18 protein-coding genes and 1 other RNA gene are annotated in these 18,841 nt (G+C 65.8%); 16 read left to right on the top strand and 3 right to left on the bottom strand.

From position 1 onward, the window contains the following. Positions 1-125: 125 nt before the first annotated feature. On the top strand, positions 126-1,088 hold the full coding sequence (locus A5705_RS23155) for a hypothetical protein (RefSeq protein WP_067883444.1): 963 nt from the start codon (positions 126-128) through the stop codon (positions 1,086-1,088). A 182-nt stretch (positions 1,089-1,270) separates the two neighbouring features. Then, positions 1,271-1,638, top strand: a transfer-messenger RNA (tmRNA) gene (gene ssrA, locus A5705_RS23150). Between the two features lie 92 nt (positions 1,639-1,730). Here ssrA and A5705_RS23145 read toward each other — a convergent pair. Further along, entirely contained in the window at positions 1,731-2,630 is a 900-nt protein-coding gene (locus A5705_RS23145) for a universal stress protein (protein WP_067883439.1), read from the bottom strand. Positions 2,631-3,403: 773 nt separating this feature from the next. Here A5705_RS23145 and A5705_RS23140 point away from each other — a divergent pair. Together A5705_RS23140 and A5705_RS23135 are read left to right on the top strand one after the other, a co-directional pair. Next, positions 3,404-3,820, top strand: coding sequence for a DUF4189 domain-containing protein (locus tag A5705_RS23140; protein WP_067883438.1), 417 nt, complete (start codon positions 3,404-3,406; stop codon positions 3,818-3,820). A gap of 125 nt (positions 3,821-3,945) precedes the next feature. Next, on the top strand, positions 3,946-5,145 hold the full coding sequence (locus A5705_RS23135; protein WP_082956651.1) for a PE domain-containing protein: 1,200 nt from the start codon (positions 3,946-3,948) through the stop codon (positions 5,143-5,145). 70 nt (positions 5,146-5,215) lie between these two features. On the opposite strand, the gene A5705_RS23130 is transcribed toward A5705_RS23135, so the two are convergent. Then, positions 5,216-5,530, bottom strand: a complete 315-nt coding sequence (locus tag A5705_RS23130) for a hypothetical protein (RefSeq protein WP_067883436.1) — start codon at positions 5,528-5,530, stop codon at positions 5,216-5,218. A gap of 226 nt (positions 5,531-5,756) precedes the next feature. Here A5705_RS23130 and A5705_RS23125 point away from each other — a divergent pair, with 226 nt between their 5' ends. The 3 genes from A5705_RS23125 (at position 5,757) to A5705_RS23115 (ending at position 8,392) form a co-directional block, all read left to right on the top strand. Continuing rightward, positions 5,757-6,065 carry an RNA 2'-phosphotransferase gene (locus A5705_RS23125; RefSeq protein WP_231964576.1) on the top strand — a complete coding sequence of 103 codons (309 nt, stop codon included), beginning with the start codon at positions 5,757-5,759 and terminating at the stop codon, positions 6,063-6,065. A 102-nt stretch (positions 6,066-6,167) separates the two neighbouring features. Next, a complete protein-coding gene (locus tag A5705_RS27965; protein ID WP_068280310.1) occupies positions 6,168-7,934 on the top strand; it encodes a hypothetical protein in 1,767 nt (588 codons plus the stop codon). Further along, the gene (locus tag A5705_RS23115; protein WP_067883434.1) at positions 7,934-8,392 is read left to right on the top strand and encodes a hypothetical protein; all 459 of its coding nucleotides are present in this window, start codon (positions 7,934-7,936) and stop codon (positions 8,390-8,392) included. The genes A5705_RS27965 and A5705_RS23115 overlap by 1 nt, the downstream gene beginning before the upstream one ends. A 488-nt stretch (positions 8,393-8,880) precedes the next feature. On the opposite strand, the gene A5705_RS23105 is transcribed toward A5705_RS23115, so the two are convergent. Continuing rightward, on the bottom strand, positions 8,881-9,609 hold the full coding sequence (locus tag A5705_RS23105; protein ID WP_197517061.1) for an N-acetylmuramoyl-L-alanine amidase: 729 nt from the start codon (positions 9,607-9,609) through the stop codon (positions 8,881-8,883). Positions 9,610-10,117: 508 nt separating this feature from the next. Here A5705_RS23105 and A5705_RS23100 point away from each other — a divergent pair. From A5705_RS23100 to A5705_RS23060, 9 genes are all read left to right on the top strand, one after another. Beyond that, complete coding sequence (locus tag A5705_RS23100; RefSeq protein WP_067883543.1) at positions 10,118-10,936, top strand: ABC transporter permease; 819 nt, start codon at positions 10,118-10,120, stop codon at positions 10,934-10,936. Further along, positions 10,936-11,805: an ABC transporter permease gene (locus A5705_RS23095; protein ID WP_067883432.1), complete on the top strand. Its 870-nt coding sequence runs from the start codon at positions 10,936-10,938 to the stop codon at positions 11,803-11,805. Before A5705_RS23100 ends, A5705_RS23095 begins: the two co-directional genes overlap by 1 nt. Before the next feature lie 74 nt (positions 11,806-11,879). Further along, on the top strand, positions 11,880-12,863 hold the full coding sequence (locus A5705_RS23090; RefSeq protein WP_369803389.1) for an MlaD family protein: 984 nt from the start codon (positions 11,880-11,882) through the stop codon (positions 12,861-12,863). Beyond that, positions 12,860-13,870, top strand: coding sequence for an MlaD family protein (locus tag A5705_RS23085; RefSeq protein WP_067883431.1), 1,011 nt, complete (start codon positions 12,860-12,862; stop codon positions 13,868-13,870). Before A5705_RS23090 ends, A5705_RS23085 begins: the two co-directional genes overlap by 4 nt. Next, entirely contained in the window at positions 13,867-14,892 is a 1,026-nt protein-coding gene (locus A5705_RS23080; protein WP_067883541.1) for an MlaD family protein, read from the top strand. Before A5705_RS23085 ends, A5705_RS23080 begins: the two co-directional genes overlap by 4 nt. A gap of 1 nt (position 14,893) precedes the next feature. Further along, positions 14,894-16,051: an MlaD family protein gene (locus A5705_RS23075; RefSeq protein WP_067883430.1), complete on the top strand. Its 1,158-nt coding sequence runs from the start codon at positions 14,894-14,896 to the stop codon at positions 16,049-16,051. Beyond that, positions 16,048-17,100, top strand: a complete 1,053-nt coding sequence (locus A5705_RS23070; protein ID WP_067883429.1) for an MlaD family protein — start codon at positions 16,048-16,050, stop codon at positions 17,098-17,100. Before A5705_RS23075 ends, A5705_RS23070 begins: the two co-directional genes overlap by 4 nt. Further along, the gene (locus A5705_RS23065; protein WP_067883428.1) at positions 17,097-18,062 is read left to right on the top strand and encodes an MlaD family protein; all 966 of its coding nucleotides are present in this window, start codon (positions 17,097-17,099) and stop codon (positions 18,060-18,062) included. Before A5705_RS23070 ends, A5705_RS23065 begins: the two co-directional genes overlap by 4 nt. Positions 18,063-18,097: 35 nt before the next feature. Further along, positions 18,098-18,841: hypothetical protein (locus tag A5705_RS23060; protein ID WP_231982556.1), on the top strand; the 744-nt coding region annotated here is incomplete at its 3' end.

Raw genomic sequence — 18,841 nt, 5'->3', positions numbered from 1 at the left:
TGGCCGCGATGTAGGTCACACTGCGCGGCGTATGTGTAGCCCTGCCGCCTCATTGGGTAGCCGCAGAAGTACAGGCGCGCCTCGCGCCGACACCGAATCGTCAACGCCAGGAGGGCCGACTAGTTATGACTGCACCCGACACCACTCGTTTGCTCGCGCAGCTGCGCACGCTGCTCGATCTGACCAACACCGAGATCCAAATCGCGGAGACCCGCGTGATCCAGGCGCGCACCGAGGCGGTGCGCCGCGAGCTCTCGCAGAACGCTGCGAACGGTCGCAAGCGGGCCGAGGCTCTGGCCGCGGCGATCCGCAAGCTCGGCGGTTACCCCGACGTCATCGGCCCGTTCCTGGGTCGCGCGGCCGCGGCGGTCAAGGCGCTGACGGAGCAGGCCGAACCGTTCGACGAGGCCCTGCTGGGTGACCTCGCGCTCGAGGACCAGCTGCTGGACCGTGCCCGCTACGCCAAGGCACTGGCGGTGGCCGCCAAGCGCCAGGACATCGAGAACCTGGCCGAGCGCCTGATCACCGCCCACTCGGCGACGGTCGACTGGCTGACCACCGTGCTGGCCGAGGATGCGCTCGGCGGGCCGGCCGCACTTCGTCGCACACCTCTCCAGGTGGCCGCGGGTACCGCCGTGAAGCTGGTCAACCTGCCGGTCGCATGGTCGGCGCGCGGCGTGGACCGGACCGTGGATGCGCTGCGCTCCGCGGGTCCGGCGTTCAACGACCTGGTCAAGCGCGGGGGCAACGCGGGTGAGATCGCGGCCAAGGCGCTGTCGGCTTCGCAGAGTGCGGCGCTGAAGGCCGCCGAGCGCGTCACCCGTTCCGAGGGGGCGGACGGGGCCGCCGACGCGTTGCACTCGGGCCGTGCCGCCGCCGGTGTCCTGGACGCCAAGGAACTGCCCATCCGCAAGTACGACGACCTGAACGTCAACGACGCGGTCGCCGCGATCAAGGAGCTGACCTCGGCCGATGACGTCCGCACGATCATCGCCTACGAGGAGGCGCACAAGAACCGGCAACGCATCGTTTCGGCAGCGCAGACCCGCGTCGCCGCCATCGCGCAGGACGTCGTGGGGATCAAGTAAGCGGTCGGCAACGTTTTCGCCGCTTCGACACCGAGTACCCCCTGGAGTCGTGAGACCGGGGGGTACTCGGCTGTCGCGGGTCGGTCGGTCGGGAAGTTTTTTCCGTCGTCCGTCGTTGGTTAGCGCGTACCATTGATTTTCCTGCCGAAAATCGGCGGGGATGCTCGAAGGAAGATAGACAAGGGGCTGAAAGGTTTCGACTTCGCGCATCGAATCAAGGGAAGCGTGCCGGTGCAGGCAAGAGACCACCGTAAGCGTCGTTGCAACCATATAAGCGCCGATTCACATCAGCGCGACTACGCTCTCGCTGCCTAAGCGACAGCTAGTCCGTCAGACCGGGAACGCCCTCGACCCGGACCCTGGCGTCAGCTAGAGGGATCCACCGGTGAGTCCGGTCGCGGGACTCATCGGGACATACACAGCGACTGGGATCGTCATCCTGGCTGGTTCGCGTGACCGGGAGATCCGAGTAGAGGCATAGCGGACTGCGCACGGAGAAGCCTTGAGGGAATGCCGTAGGACCCGGGTTCGATTCCCGGCAGCTCCACTGAGAACTGACTGGTCAGGGCCACAAGCTCTGGCCATTCTCTTTTCCCGTCAACATCAACATTTGTTGGTTAAGCCCACCCACGACGGCCGCCGTCAGGGCTGACGCGCCACGATCACCGGGATCCTGGCCCTGTTGACCACCGCCGCCCCGACGGATCCCAGCAAAGTGCCCCTGAACCGGCCGCAGCCGTGGCTGCCGACCACAATCAGTTGCGCCTGTTCGGACGCCTCGATCAGCCGACGTGCCGGATCACCGGTTTCGATTCTGCGACGGATCCCCACGTCGGGATAGCGTTCGCGCCAACCCGCCAGCCGTTCAGCGAGCGTCTCCTCCTCCTCGGATAGCTGAGCGTCCCATTTGGCGTCCTGAAACAACCCCTTGGAGCCGGAAACCCGGGGATCGGTCCAGACGTGCATAGCCATGAGACCGACACCTCGTCGGGAGGCTTCGTTAAATGCAATAGCAGTCGCCGCTTCCGACGCCGGCGAGCCGTCGATACCCAACAGCACCGTCGTCCGTGCGTCGTCGCCGATCATGGCTCCGTCGTCGTGGATCACGGCGACCGCGCAATGCGCGTGGTAGACCAATGCCGAACTCACCGAGCCCAGGGAGCTGCGGGCCAGCGCGCCGCGATGTCCCCGGTAGCCGACGACGACCATCTCCGCGTCTGCGGAGATGCCGACGAGCGTCGGGATGGTCGCCGAATGAAACACCTTGCCATCGATCTGCACCGGACCGCACTCATCAGTGCTCGCCTTGGCGACCTTGATCGCCGACTCGATGAAGCCCCGTGCCCGCTGTTCCTGCCATTGCCTGAAGCCGGCTGGCGCGGCGACCTCGAACCACTCCGGTAAGGGGGCGTCGACGACATGGACCACAGTCAGCGGCACATTCCGCAGCGCTGCATCACGGGCCGCCCACCGGACGGCAATCAGTGCCGCTGCCGAGCCGTCAACGCCTACCAAGATCGCGCCACGTGGTGGTTGCCACATCTGAGTTCATTTCTGATCGGCGATTACCCACCGGCACGATCGCTCAGGGTGGCCGTGACCGTCAGGGCCGAAGAGATCAAGCCGAAGGACCAAAGGCACCGATTGAAACGCCCAACGCACTCTGGCCGACGCGGCGGCGCTTGAGGCCACAAAGGACATGGAGTGAACGAGGCTGCGACGTAGCCGCCGGACCGCGGCGTCCGTCTTGGCACCACCTGCGCCCGGCGACTCACTGCTTTGACCACTCTTGACGCCGCCAAGACTCGAAAACGAATCGGCAGGTAACGAGCGGGACCGAAATCTGACGAGACGTAACGAAAACGCAGCTCAGAATCCAAAATGCCTGGTAGGGCGTCGGGTTCGTCCCGGTAGCTCCACCATCGTTTACGCCGCTCACAGGGCCAATTTGGTTGGTCAGCCGGCTTTACGCTCGCCCGTTTCACTCACCTCACTCGGGCCCGTCGAGTTGGCCATTAGCGCCCTTTGCGACACGCCTCGACCTGCTGCTGCCGAGCGCCGAGACACCCACGGCGGTAATACTTAAAGTTTAGACAAGACATCTAGATCATGCGTCGAGTATGTAATATCATCGTTAAATGAGCTACTGGTTTGCTCATCACTCCGCGCCAGCCGGGATGCCTGGCGCGGGCGTGCCTCAAACCGCCAGCAGCCGTCGCGGTCGATCTGTCCGGTCAGGAAAGCCGATGTCGTCCGTGGCCACTGCCGGGTGCTGCACCACAACGACAGGAAGAAACGACAGAAAGACCAGTCAAATGGCAACGTACTCTTGGAAACCGGCTGCCCGCAGCATCGCGCCGCTGGCAGTGGCCGCCCCGCTCGTCCTGACGGGCGCCCTCTGGCATGCGTCGCCCGCACACGCCGCCGCCACCTGGATGGCCGGGGCGGTGAGCTCCAGCTCGACGAGCAACAAGACCCAGGCGTTTTTCTACACAAACGCCTACACCCAGTCTGATGCCGAGCAATACGCGATGGCGAACTGCCGCGCGAAGTTCCCGACCGGCTGCCAACTCGTTGGAAGCACCACGAGCTGCATGGCCATCGCCCTCGGTGCGGGCAGTAATTACGCCGTCGCCTACGCCCCGACGGTGCAGACGGCGCAGGTCTTGGCCTCCATGGAGATCCACGACCGCGTCAACCTGCCCGGAGGTGGGCGTTGCAGTTGGGACTGAAAGTCCCCGCGACGGTCTTGTGCCCGTGTCGGATCCTGTCCAGGCAGTCACGGCAAACTCGTACGTGACTCCTCGGGGCAGGCATAAGCTCTGGCTGATCGGCGATTGGTAATGGGAGCGGCGCGGTGTCGTATGTTGTTGCGTTGCCAGAGGTGATGTCAGCCGCGGCCACGAACGTGGCTTCGGTTGGTTCGGCGGTAGCGAAGGCAAACCAGGTCGCCGCTGGTGCCACCACGAGAGTGGTGGCCGCGGCCGAGGACGAGGTCTCCCTGGCGGTCGCCGCGCTGTTCTCCGCCCACGCCCAGGGCTATCAAGCTCTGGGGTCACAGGCGGCGGCCTATCAGAAGTGGTTTGCCCAGGCATTGACCGGCGCGGCCGGCGCGTATGCCGCCACCGAGGCGGCCAACGCATCCCCGTTGGTGGCCCTCGAGCAGGCGGTGCTCGGTGTTCAACAAGAAATCCAGCAGCTCCCCACGACGCTGGCGAGCGGGTTGAGCCAGGAACTCAATTTCCTGTTTTTCGAGCCGGGTTCCCCGCTGTTAGCGGCGTTTACCGGCGACAATCCGCTGCTCGGGATAGGCGTGTCCAACACGCCGCCGCGGTTGCTGCCGCTGCTGCTCGGCGAAACGGTGCAGCACACCACCTATAACGGCATGCCCGTCGTACAGATCACCCCGGCTCATCCGACCGGCGACTACGTGGTGGCCATTCACGGCGGCGCGTTCATCTTCGGGCCGTCGATCTTCCACTGGCTGGATTACACGGTGATGGCCTACCAGACCGGCGCGACGATCGAGGTGCCGATCTACCCGCTGATGCAGCAGGGCGGCACCGCCGGCACGGTGGTGCCCAACATGGCCGGCCTCATCTCCTCGGAGATCGCCTTACACGGGGCCTCGCACGTCAGCGTGACCGGTGACTCAGCGGGCGGCAACCTCGCCCTGGCCGCCGCCGAATACCTGGTGGCCCACGGCCAAACCGTGCCCGCGTCGATTGTGTTGCTGTCCCCCTGGCTGGACTTGGCGCGGTCCGGGGGGCAGATCGGCACGGTGTGGGCGGCCAACCTTCCTCTGACCAACTATCAGGTGAGTCCGCTGGATGGGTCACCCGCGCAACTTCATGGCCTTCCGCCGACGTATGTCTACTCGGGCTCGCTGGATGGACTCTTCAACGAGACGCTTGCGCTCCAGCAAGCAGCGTTGGCCGACGGCGCCCCGATGAGCTTCATACTGGCCAACGGCCAAGTTCACGACTGGATCCTGCTCACCCCGACCGGCCCCCGCTACTGGGCGCAGATCGACCAGGAACTCGGCCTCGTGCACTGAGCGCGGGTCAAAAAGCCGGACCTCCACACGACTTCCCACCCATCGGCCCCGGTTCCGGGCAACTCCGTTGCTACGCCGACGACTCGTCGGCGTCCTCGGAGTCCTTCGAGTCGTCGGAATCGTCCGATTTGCCGGAATCCTCGGGCTCGTCGGCTGCGTCAGCGTCCTCGGAGTTGTTCGTCTCGTCGGAATCGTCAGACTTGCGGGAGTCCTCCGCGGCGTCGAGCTTGTCGGCGTACTTCGCCAACAGCCCGGCCAATGCACGGGCCTCATCGGCTGCCAGCAAGTCGTCGAATACCCGCTCGTCGCTCTCGGAGACGCGCTCAAGGTAGACCGCCTTATCCTTGGTGCCGACGTCCCACCGGCCCCCCTCTTGACCAACCATCTGATGCCGCCTTCCGACTACTGACCCGGTTTCCCAACCTGGTGCCATGCTGTTTGGGTTGTTTACCCACTTCTGCTTGCGGCGCCGTGATTTGTCGGTGTCGGTCCGGCAGTCGACCGCCTGATTTGGGCTTCGTGTTCAGTCGATCGCTCAAGGTGAAGGGCGCGCGTTCCCGGGACGAATTACGATTCAGGGCGCAACGCCGGTGAGCCGAAGGGGGGCCGTCGTGACCGATGGATTCAAGGTCGATCCCGCGGCACTGCACGTCGGCAGCAACGACATGTTCAACGCAATCGGTCAGGCGGCTGTGGAGTTCCTCAGGCATGAGGAAGGGCTTGCCGGGGCCGCGCCGGGTTGGGTCGGGTCCTCGCAGCTGGCATTGGCTGAGCTGGCGGCGCGGTGGGAGATCCGGCACGACCAACACCGGCTCCGCGTGGACGGGCTGGGGTCGCATGTCGCCGAGGCGATGTTCAGCTATGCGACCAACGAGGACGACTCGGCGCGGGCTTTCGGGTCGCTGCGGGACGAGGGGTAGCCCGTGGGGCCGTTGACCCCAAATGACGTCAAGCGGTGGGATCTCGGCGCGATCCAGCAGGTGTTCGAGACGGCCAACGGACGCGCCGCCACCTTGTAGCGGTTGGGGGACAACCTGCAGCAGGTCAACAGCGTTCTTGCCGGTTGGGACGGGGAGGCCGGCGAGGCGTTTCGCGCCGACTTGGGTAAGGCTCGTCGCGACGTCGAGGCGGACGGCCAGGAGTCCAGGCAGGTGGCCGCCGCGGTGTCACGCGCCGAGGCCGACGTGCGCGCGTGTAAGGACGAGCTGGCGGACATCGAGCGCGCCGCTGACGCCAAGGGCTGGAAGATCACGCCGGACTGGCGAATAGACGTGGGCGACACCTGGATTGGGCGCGACACCTTGGAGTTCGCCGCACAGCAGCAGCTGTTGCAGGATCGGCTGATTCTGTTGAAGGCGCACGCCGACAGCGCCGACCACGAGCTCGCCGCCGCCATCCGCGCGGCCGTGAGCGAGGTCCCGTTGGATGCCGGCGGACGTCCGCCGGCCGGCGGTCCCCCGCCGGCCCAAGGCCGGCCCAAGCCCCCCGGAGCACGCCACCCGCGGTCGCTGGAAGACATGCTGTTGCCCGAAGGCGCCGCAGATCCGGCGGCCGGTAACGGCCCGCCGTCGGACGCACCCGCCCCGGCGGCGGGCGCCGCGGGCAAGCCGCCGTCCCTGCAAGACCTCCTGCTGCCCGACGGCAAGCAGCCCTCGACCGGCCAGGCCGAACAGCCGCAACCGGGCAGCCTGCCGGACCTCTTGAGCCGGCTTCATCAACCCGTTGTCCCCGGCCCGCCGCCACAGCTCAAGCCCGCGGACGTGGAGAGTTTCAAGGCGCTGGCCCGCCAATCCATGATCCGCGATGGCGTGCCGCCGGAACAGATCGAGGCGCGCCTGAACGACATCGTGGGCCGCACCCAACAGTGGATCGACAGCGGGATGCCGAACTACGTTCCGCCCGAGCCGAAGGCGCCGCCGCCCCCGGGGTTCGGCGAAGGGTTCGCTGACCGCTGGCTCGCCACAGAACAGGGCATCCACAACCTTCTCGGGGTAGGAGGCCCGGGGGCGCCCGGCGTGCTCGAGTCGTGGCAGCAGATGCTCAAGGGCACCGTCGAGACGGTCCAGAACCCGTTCGGTGCGGCGGTCGGCGAAGTGAAGAACATGCTGGACTCGCCCAGTCCCGCCTACTACCTGGGCGGCAAGGCCTCCGACGGCGCGTTCGCCCTGCCGGGGTTGCTGTTCGGTGGCGAAGGGGCGGGCGTGGGCCGACTGGCCGACATCGATGCCGCCGCCGCAATCGATTACGGTCCAACGCATTTGCCGCACGTACCGGTGGGCTTCGATCACCCCGTCACTTACCAGCCCTTCGCAGACGAGGCGGCGCAGGATCTCTATGCCTCGTTCGTGCACGGGGAACCCACTGCGGGGCTCAGCCAGCAACTCGCTGACATGTCGACTCACTACGTTGGTGACAGCCCGGACCGGGTGGTCCTAGGTAAGTGGGCGGGCCAGGATGGTGGCTACATCGGGGAGGCCCGGGGCACCGGCGGAATTTATTTCGATACCGGCGACCCGGTTTGGGACGCCATGACCTTCGGGCTGAGCAAGCCTGACGCCAACGGCCTCGCGTGGCAAGTGAACGAAAACTTCCTCCGCAGCCAGATGGAGAACGGTGTGCCTCGCATCGAATACCATTTGCCGCAACAATTCAGTAGTGTGGAACAGGTCTTGGCGCTGGATGCAGATTCCTTCTCCGCCAAGGAAATTGCGTTCTTGAAGAGCAACGCCGAGGCGTATGGCTATCGGCAGGTCGGAAACACGTGGGTGCGGATTGGGGGTGGGCGGTAATGACGGAGGAGTTCTTGGCGGGAGTCAAGTCCATTGTCGAGCCTCTGCTCAACGAACTGGGCTTTCGGCTGGAGGAGTACGACGGTGATGTTGACGAAGGCGGCCGGAACGGCGCCGTCGCCTTCTTCCGTTCAAGTGATTGCAAGATTCAGATCTATGACTCAACGCGGGATGGATCGATCAATTGCATGATTGCTCCGCTTGATGCGATGAATGTTTTTGGCCCGCACGATCAGTCCGGGAAGTGGCAATACCTTCCCAGATTTGCCATTCGGCAAGGGGTCCCGGCCGAAGAAATCATGAAGGACAAATTGCCGGTGGACTTCCCGACGACTGATCAGTTTCTTGAGTCAGTGCGCCGCCGCATCGAAAAATATTATCCGGTTGCCCACGATGGCGTTCTCGAGATGGATGGACCGGAATACTGGGACTCGAGCGGCGAACGCCCTGGCCGGTAGGCCGCGGCGACAGCCTCCGCAGCGCCCAGCTGCGATGACGCAACGAAAGTTGCCGCCGCGCGTCCTTGCGGGACAAGGACTTTCGCCGTCGCTATGGCAGCCAGACGCGAGGCGGCTAGGAAGCGTCCCGCAGTCGAGTCTCCACATCCTTGATGCCCTGGCGCAGGTGCTCGGCCAGATACCATTCTTCGCCGCTATTAGCGACGCGTAAGGCCGTGTTGACTGCCAACTTCGCGTCGCAGAGGTGTCCCCGGCGTTCGTCCCCGCCGGTGGTGATGGCGTGTAGGACCGCCCTCACGGCCTCCTGACAGGCGGTCCCGAAACCGCTGAGATGTGTGACCGACACGCTGGCCCCTTCTTGGTAGATGCGGACACCGGCTGTAGACCGGTGTAGTCAGCTGTTTGAGAGCCATGCCCGCTTTACCTGACCGCAAACATTCTTTTCGTCGCTTGTCGGCGCGTCGGCTGGCCGGTGCCCAACACGAAGCTCAGCCGCCCGCCTCGATCGCCGCGACTCTCGCGGCGGCGTCGGGTCCGCAGAAGCGCTGAAGATCCACTGGACCGGCGGATACCAGATCGTTGATGCGCCGCTTCAGGTCTCCTGAGGTGAGATGGGCATACAAGTTCGCACCGGGGCACGAGGTCTGGGCCAGGTCGCGATGGCCGGCCAGCGTGTCGGTCGCGATGCGGAAGTTCTGCACGGCCCAGGCGAACGCCAGAGCCGCGCCGTGCAGCTGGGCTTCCGACACGGCCTCTTGATCGAAGTCTCCTTCGCAGAGAACGAGGAAATGGCCGGTCGTGTTGTAGTCCGTCGCGGTGTCGCCGGCGATTTCGGTGCTCCGCAGTTCGTAGATGTTGCCGTTGCGATCGACACCGACGTGATACGCGATGTCGATCCAGCCCTTCTGGTCTTGGTGGTACCGCTGGTCCTCTCGGAGGCGGCTCGGAGCGTTGCGGTTGTCACCGAGAACCACGGCCTCGTGGTGCAGCGTCATGCGGGTGATGGTGTGCGGCTTGCCGCCGGGGCGGGCGGCCCGCGCGCCCCAGGCGTCTCGGCACAGCAACTGAGCCGACGTCGCAGCGGTCAGCCGGACACCGGTCGTCGACGTCGAGCACGCACCGAGTATGGACGCCACGCCGAGGCCGCCCGCCAGCGTGAGCAGCTGACGGCGGTCGAGCAGACCCGGGGGTTCGCCGGGCCGGTCGGGTGTGGGCATACCAGTTGAACCTCCCCTGCGCTCCCGACGCGGTCAAGACCCGAAAACGCACGGGCGACGCCATCCTTCTCACCCGTTCGTGCGTCGACGGACTGGCTTCTCGACCGCCTGGGCTCATCGATAGCGGATCCCACGCGTTGCAGGGCAAACTGCCGCCGTGGAGGTCTTCACGCTCCACGAAATGTGACGTACGTCACACTCGCCTGCTTCCGCGAACAGACCCTCGCTGCCGCTGGTAGAACGCACCTACCGCTGATAAACACACGTCAAACACGCGTAATCTTTGCTGGGGGCGAAGTCCTGACAGCGATCAGGAAGGGATTTGCCGTTGACCGCAGGTGTCCACGACGCGACAGCGGCTGAACCGGCCACCGAGACAGAAGGCAGTGAAGTCTCCTGTGTCGATGTCGACGCGAGCACCATCACCGACGGCGAAGACGTCGCCCATCCGCTGGAGGCCGCCGGGCCGGAAGATCGGCCCGCCGTCGAAGGGCCCGCCGGCGGGCGAATCGTCCCGCTGCTTGCCAAACCGCTGCGGTACGGCCTCAACCAACTCGATTCCTCGTTGCAGACGCTGGGCCGCTTCTTCGACCTCGCCGCCCAGTCCTTCGTATACCTGCTCAGGGATTTGATCAGGTTGCGTCACCCGTGGCGCGACACCCTCAACCAGGCCTGGTTCATCATCAGCGTCACGGCGATACCCGCGTTGCTGGTGTCCATCCCGTTCGGGGTCATCGTCGCGGTACAGGTGGGCAACTTCATCCAGCAGGTCGGCGCCTCTTCGGTGTCGGGTGCGGCCGGCGGCCTCGGGGTGATCCGGCAGGGCGCACCGGTCGTCGCCGCGCTGCTGCTGGGCGGTGCGGCGGGTTCGGCGGTGGCGACCGATCTCGGCGCCCGCACCATCCGCGAAGAGGTCGACGCGCTGCGCGTCATGGGCATCGACCCGGTGCAGCGGCTGGTCACCCCGCGGCTGGCGGCGATCGTGATCGTGGCGCCGGTGCTGTGCTCCTTCATCATCTTCATGGGGCTCGCGGCGGGCTACGCCATCAACGTCGGCTTCCAGTCCGGCACCCCCGGCAGCTATATCGCGTCGTTCGCGTCCTTCGCCAGCGTCAACGACGTCGTCGTCGCCGTCCTCAAGACGTGGCTCTTCGGCGTGGTCGTGATCCTCGTGGCCTGCCAGCGCGGCCTCGAGGCCAAGGGCGGCGCGCGCGGCGTGGCCGACGCGGTCAACGCCTCCGTCGTCATCGGCATCGTGGCGGTGTTCCTGCTGAACCTCCTGATCACGCAAGGGTTGTCGATGTCCATGCCGCTGAGGGTGGGCTGATGGCCCGCATCGCCGTGCCGGCACGCTACCTACCCGCGCCGCTGCGGGCCTCGCGGTGGGTCGCCGGACGGGGTGATTCGCTGCTTCAGCGCCTCGGACACCAGATCACCTTCCTGTTCCAGGTGCTCGGTGCGATCCCGCACACGCTGAAGCGTTACCGGCACCAGACCGGGGTGTTGTTGGTCGACATGATCTGGGGGAACGGGTCGCTCATCGTCGGTGGCGGCACCATCGGCGTGCTGATCTTCATGGGCGCGGCGGTCGGCGGTTCGGTGGGAATCGAGGGATACGGGGCCCTCGACATGGTCGGCATGGGCCCGCTGACCGGGTTCGTCTCCGCGTACGCGAACACCCGCGAGATGGCGCCGATGATCGCGGGGATCGGCTTCGCGGCACAGGCGGGGTGCCGCATGACCGCCGAGATCGGCGCCATGCGGATCTCGGAGGAGATCGACGCGTTGGAAGCCCTTGGCATTCAGTCGATCCCGTTCGTGGTCACGACCCGGGTCATCGCCGGGATGATCACCATCGTTCCGCTGTACGTGGTGACGCTGGCGTTGAGCTATGTGTCGTGCGCGTTGGTGGTCAACGTGCTGCACGGGCAGTCCTCGGGCACCTACTACCACTACTTCGACTCGTTCATCCACCCGTCCGACGTGGTGTTCTCGGTGCTCAAGGCCGCCATCTTCGTGACGCTGATCATTGCCATCCACTGCTACCAGGGCTACTTCGCCAGCGGTGGTCCCGAGGGGGTCGGGCGGGCCTCGGGCCGGGCCATCCGCGCCAGCATCGTCACCGTGGTCGCCGCCGACATGGTGCTGACGCTGTTGTTCTGGGGCAACAACCCCGGCATCCGGATATCGGGGTAGTCGTGCCGATACTGCCGGGGTCGGACCAAGGAGTGCGGGCGCCAAGTCCGCGCTCGTTGCGGATCCGGGGCTTGATCGCAGCGGTGACGCTGAGCATCGCGGGCGTCTCGTTGTATCAGCTGGGCAACGGCGGCTACGACGACACGTTCAAGCTGACCGTGGTGGCCGATTCGATCGGTGAGGGCCTGACGCCGGGCGCGGAGGTGAAGTTCCGCGGGCTGACGATCGGATCGGTGAAATCGCTGGAATCCGCCGGATACAACCGCCAGAAGATCACGGTGGAACTCGAGCCGCGGCAAGCGCGGGCCCTCGCCGCCGACACGACCGCGAACTTCATGTCCTCCAACACTTTTGGCCTCGCGGCGGTCGAACTCGTCAGCAGCGGCACCGGCGCCCGGCTGAGGCCGAACCAGACGCTGCTGATAGGCGCCAACGTCCGGTCGGCTTCCATCACCGGCCTGCTACGCCAGGGCCAGAAAATCGGCAAGATGGTGGACTCGCCCGACGTCGACCACATCATCGAGATAGTGCGCCGACACGCGGACCTGACCGAGCCGGTGACCCGGTCCTACTTCGATCTGATCAAGATGCTCGTCGACGCCCAGAAGGTGCCGTTCTCACAGTCGCTGTCGGTGTTCGCCTCGGTGGTCAACGGCGCCAGCGACGCGATCCCGCTCATCGGATTGGCCTACGACCTACTCAACGGGATGGAATTTCTGGCCCACCCCGACGGGGTCGAGCGCATGAACCTGATCCTGGACCAGACCGCGAAGCTCCTCTTCAAGACGGACGGGATCTTCGCGAAGAACATCGCGTGGCTCGCGCCCTTCATGAAATCCGTGATGGACGTGTTGCTGCCACTCTCGTACCTCCAGGGCAGCCAGGCGCCGGTCTATGACCGGCTCTCGGGTCTGCTGGACCGCACCAGCGCGGCGTTTCCGATCATCAACGGCAAGGTCCGCATGCAGATCGAAGTCACCCTGGACACGATGCCGGGGCTGGCGGCGGCCCTACCGTCCCCGCCGCCCGCGCCCGCACCGCAGCGGGGTGGCCGATGAGAAGTGTTACCAAATCGGTGATTTGGCTGACCATCTTCACCGCGGTGTCGGTGGTCTGCACGCTCATCGTGCTGACCGCCTTGCGCAGTCCCGTCACCGGGGCGGTTTCCCACTACACCGCGGCATTCTCCGACGTGTCGGGCCTCTACGCCGGCGACGACGTCCGCATCTCCGGCGTGCAGGTCGGCAAGGTGGAAACCATCCGGCTCGACGGCCGGATCGCCAAGGTGGATTTCACCGCGCAGGACGATCACCCGGTGTTCACCAACACCGTTGCCGCGGTGCGCTACCAAACCCTGGTCGGTCAGCGCTACCTGGAACTCGTCCAGCCGGCCAGGCCGGATCAACGGCTGCGGGCCGGGGCCACCCTCGGCCTGGCGCAGACGATTCCCTCGTTCGATGTGGCGAAGCTGTTCAACGGGTTTCGGCCGATATTTCAAACCCTCGACCCGGCCCAGTTCAATCTGCTCGGCGAGAACCTGCTGCGATTGATCCAAGGTGACGAAAACGGCATCGGCCCGTTCCTGCACGACCTCGACGTCATCTCCAAGTTGGCCGTGAACCGCCAGGCGGTCATCACCGCCGTGCTCCGCAACCTCAGCGCGATCTCGGCGGACCTGGGCGGCAAATCGCAGCAACTCTTTCATCTCATCGCCACGCTCAACGACGTGGTGACCAAGTTCGGTTCCAAGGCCGAGGAGTTCCGTGCGGCGATGGACGAAGGGCTGCCCGTCCTGCGGAACACCACGCACATCTTGCAGTACACCGAGCACACCTTCGACGGGACCACGGTTCCGCTCTACGACCTGACCAGCCGGATGTGGCCGCAGACCGCGACGATCATCGCGGGCCTGTCGCTCGCGCCGTCGCTGATCCAGGGAATGCGGGACTGGCTGGCCGACGACCAGCCCGCCAGACCGTCGTTCTCGTGCTCGCACGGCGAAGTCACCCTGCCGGGGATCGGGCAGGTGTCCTTCGCGCAGCAGAACTTGGTGGTGTGCCGATGATGCCGTTCGGGGACAAGAGCGTACGGCGGCGGCGTCCGGTGCTCGACGAGCGCGCCGCGGCGGTCCGCAATCGCCGGCACGGGATCGTCGGTGTCGTCGTCATCGTCGCGGCGCTGGCCGCCACCGCGATGGCCTACCTCAATCCGACCGGCCAGACCGCTTATGTCGCGCGCCTGTCCAACTCCGGCGGTGTGCGCGCCGGCGACCAGGTTCGCATCGCCGGCATCCCGGTCGGGAAGGTCACCGGCGTGCGGCTCGACGGCGCCGTCGTCGAGATGAAGTTCGACGTCGAGCGTTCGGTGGCGGTCGGTTCGGAATCCACGCTGGACATCAAGCTGCTGACGCCGCTGGGCGGCCATTACGTGGCGCTTGACCCGAAGGGTGCTCTTCCGCTGGGCCACAACGTGATTCCGCCGCAACGGGTCGCGCTGCCGTTCGAGGTCAACGACATCATCCAGGCGGCGACCCCGCTGATCAAGGAAGTCGACGGCCAGGTCATCCACGACACGTTCACCGAGGTGGCCAACGCCGCCAACAAGTTTCCCGAGGCGGTGCGCGACCTGCTCCGCTCGGCCAATGCCTTGACGACGTCGATGAGCAAGTCCACCGCCGACTTCCATCGCAGCCTGGACTTCACCAACAACGGCCTGCGGGCGGCGGTCGCCGCGCGTAAGCAGCTCATCACGCTGTTCGAGCAGCTGGACATCATCGGCCAGTCCTACACCTCCAAGTCGGTCGACATTGTCGAGTTCTTCGGCCTGTTCAGCGAACTGGCCCGCATCCTCGACCGCATCGTGGTGTTCTACGGCCGCGAGGTCGGGCCGGTTGTCAACGGACTCGAAGACATCACCGACACGCTGAACGCCCATCCCGAGCGGTGGGGCGAGGCGCTCGAGGGCCTGGGGCAGAGCCTGAACATCGTGTTGCCGATGCTCAGCGGCAACGGGGTCGTCTTCGACAAACACAGCCGGCTGGTGCCCGGACAGGACCTGTGCCTGCCCAACATCATGAGGAACTGTTGAGATGAGCAGGTTGTCGGCTGTCGGCTCGCGGCTGCGCTCCCGGTGGGGTGTCGCCGTGGTGGTGGCCACGGTAGCCGCGGTCGCGGCGGCGGTGATCTTCGGCACCAAGACGCTGATGCGCACACCCACCCGCGCGATGTGCGCCGAATTCACCGACGCGGTAGGGCTCTATCCCGGCAACAAGGTGGCGCTGCTGGGTATCGAGGTCGGCACGACGACCGCGATCGTCAACAAGCCCGACCATGTCGAGGTCGACTTCACCGTGCCCACCGACCTCGACCTACCGGCCGACGTCGGGGCGGTCACCTACTCGCAATCGATTGTCACCGACCGCCACATCGAACTGACCAAGCCCTACACCTCGGGCCCGAAGTTCACCGGGCCGGGGTGCATCAGGCTGAAGTCCACCAAGACCCCGATCAGCATCAGCGAAACCTTCACTGCCATCGGCAAGCTCGCCGACGCCATCATGGAACCTCAACACGGCCAAGACCCGTCCCGGGCGCCGGGCGTGCAAGCGATCAACGACAGCCTGCGCGCGGCCAGCCGCTCGCTGGACGGGACCGGCACCGGCCTCAACCAGACCCTGCGCAATCTGGTCACCATGCTCGCCGACCCCTACAAGGCCGACGCCGACTACCGGCAGCTGTTCGAGAACAGCGAGATCCTCACCTCGGACTTCCTCAAGAATTGGGACAGCTTCGCCGGGTTTGTCGAAACGCTGCCGGCCACGACGCAATTGGTCGAGGGCCTGTCGGACAACTTCGGGGCGGCCATGAGCCGTCTGTCGCACCTGCTGCCGATCTTGGTGGAGGCGATCAACCGGTGGGGGCCGCGGGTCTACCAAAGGTTCGACCACTGGATCGGCTGGCTGAGCGACATGCTGAACCGACACACCCCGGCCATCATGGCCATGATCAAGTCGTGGCCGCAGTTCAGCCACTGGCTGAGCGACATCTACGAACCGGCGTGGGGAACCCACAACGTCACCTATATTCCGCCGCAGGTGGCGATTTCGCCGTCGCAGGCCGGCGCCATCTGCGAGGGGCTGCGGCAGCGCAACGTCCCCGGCGCCGCGGCGGCCTGCGCGTCGGGCGCCGCGTCGGACCCGGTCACCCTCGGCCTGACCGATCTCATCCTGGGGGCCGCGCTGTCATGAAGCTGGGGACCCGGAGCTCGGTGCGCGTGCTGCTGACCGCGATGGCGATCTGCCTGACGGCGGCGTGCTCGCTGGATCCGACCCGGCTGCCGGTCCCGGGCGCCTACAGTCCCGACCACGCCTACCGGATCAAGATCCAGTTCTCCAGCGTGCTCAACCTGCCCGCCCGGGCCAAGGTGGACTCCGGCGGAGTGCAGATCGGCGTGCTCGACCACGTCCAGCTCGACGGCACCACGGCGGTCGCCTACGTCGATATCGCCGGCGGCACAAAGCTTCCCGGCAACACTCGCGCCGAACTGCGCCAGGCCACCCCCCTCGGCGACATCTACATCGCGCTCGTGCCGCCAGAGGACCGGGCCGGGGACACCGCAATGCTGCGCGACGGCGGCACCATCCCGTTGCGCAACACCGCCCCAGCCGACAACGTCGAGGATCTCTTGAGATCGGTGTCGAACCTGGTGGCGGGCGGCGCGATCGGCACGCTGCAGAGCACCGTCGTCAACGTCAACAAGTCGTTCCCGAAAAACCCCGCCGAGCTGACCCGGATGCAGCAGACCCTCGCCGGCGTCCTCAATGACCTGGCGGCCAACCAGGACACCATCGACGGCATCCTGTCCAGCATGGAGAACATCACCACCAACATGGCGGCCAATACCGCGGTGTTCAACCGGCTGGTGACCGAGGGCCCGCCGAAGCTCGAAGGGCTGTCGGCGATCACCATGGCCATCCTCGACGTCGTCGGGGACTCCCGAGACGTCAGCAAGCTCGGCGGAGAACTCACCAACCCGATCACCGGCGACATCATGCAAATGCTCTCCTACCTCACGCCAATGGTCGGAACGGTGGCAACCCTTGACACCACCATTCCGGTGCTCGCCGACAAGCTGATCGCGTTCCTGCACTACAAGCTTCTCGGGTTCTTCCGCAACGGAGGCCCGAAATACATTGTCTCCGAACTTCACCCACCGACCGGGCACGAGGGCGTGGATCCCGCCGACAAGGCCGACCAGGCGGTCAAGGCGATGCAGAGCATGGGAATGCTGCCATGAAGTTCGGTGCCCGCGCCACCCTGGCCATCCTGGCGGTGATGACACTGGCCGGCGCGGCGTACATGTCGATCGGCGTGCTCGACATCAGCCCGACGAAACAAGTCACCCGACTCACGTTGATGCTCAACACTTCCGGCGGCCTGATGCCCACATCGGAGGTGACGATGCGTGGCATCAAGGTCGGCCGGGTGAGGAGCATCGAGACCACGGCGAGCGGGCTGGCGGTGTCGATCGACCTCGACAGCACGCACCCGGTGCCCGCCGACAGCGCGATCAGCGTGGAAAACCTCTCCGCCGCCGGCGAGCAGTACGTCGACTTCAAGCCGAAACTGATTGCGCCGCCGTACTTCAGCGACGGGACGGTGATCCCCGCGGACCGGGTCGCGTCGATGGTGACCGGCGCCGACTTGCTCACCAAGGCCAACGCCCTGATGTCGGCGCTGAACCTCGAGCAGGTGCACACGATCATCGACAACGTCTCCGCGGCGTTCGCCGGCAACGACGACACGGTCGATTCCCTGGCCACAACCGCGGGGCTGACCGCGAAGGTGATCCACGACGACAAGCAATTGCTGGCCGCGCTGTTCAGCAACTTCGCCACGATGACCACCAACCTGGGCGACATCAACGCGGGCGAAGTGATCAGCGAGACCGGCAAGCTGCTTCCCCGCTCGGTGCCGGCGTTTTTGCGGATGATCCACGAAATCGAAACGCTGTCGCACACCGGCGTGGGCGTCGTCGGCCCCGACGATCCGGCGGGGGTTCTGGTAGCCAAGCTCAGCCAATGGCTCGACATGCTGGCCGGCCCGCTGAGCACGTTCACGACCGTCCTGGAACCCGCCGTCGCACCGCTGCACGACATCAAGGTGGACGCCGGGCACTGGCTCGACTTCTGGGAATCGACTTTCAACGACACCGGCGGCATGCGGGTGCAACTCAACGTGCCCGAATGGCATCGGTGATCGGCGAAGAAGGCAACGGCAAAGAAGGAACTGACATGACCAATTCCATCGTCAGCGAAGACGAAAAGGCGGACGAGGCAACGCCGGCGGCCGACCGGGACGAGACCGGTAGCGCCGCAGACGACCAGGCGCGGCCCGACCGGTCCTCGAGGTGGCGACTGCAGCCCCCGAGGCTGGAAAAGCCCTGGCACTGGGTCGCGGCCCTACTCGTGGCGGCGGTGCTCGCCGGTGGCGTGTTCGGTTACCTGAAGTATCGGCAGGTGACCGGCCAGCTCGCGGAGCTCCGTCGACAGCAGGCCGATCGCGACACCGTGGCGCAGCTGGCCAAGGACTACGCGCTGAAGTCGCTGACCTACAGCTTCGAAGACCCCGACGCCTTCTTCCGCTCCGTCGAAGACGGTGTGTCGCAGCAGCTTAAAGACAAATACGTCAACGCCAGCGATCTGCTCAAAAGCGTGATGCTGCAGGCCCAGGTCACCTCCACCGGCGAGGTGCTGGCCATCGACCCGGTCGCTCAGCCCGGCGGGGTCTACCAGGTAGTGGTGTCGGCCCACCAAACCACCCGCAATCTGCAGAACCCGACGCCGAAGGTGTCCATCATCCTGTTGCAGGTCACCGTCAACAAGGTGGGCAATACCTGGCAGGTTTCCGATATCGGCCCCAAGACCGGGTCCCACCCGCCGGTCGAGCAGCAGATCCCGCCCGCCGAGCCCCAAGGTCAAGAGCCCGAAGCCGACTCGGAGCCGGAGGACGACACGGAGAAGCCCGCGGAGGACAGC

The sequence above is a fragment of the Mycobacterium sp. E787 genome (assembly GCF_001668725.1).
Taxonomy (GTDB): Bacteria; Actinomycetota; Actinomycetes; order Mycobacteriales; family Mycobacteriaceae; genus Mycobacterium.
This window is presented reverse-complemented; position numbering and strand designations above follow the sequence as displayed.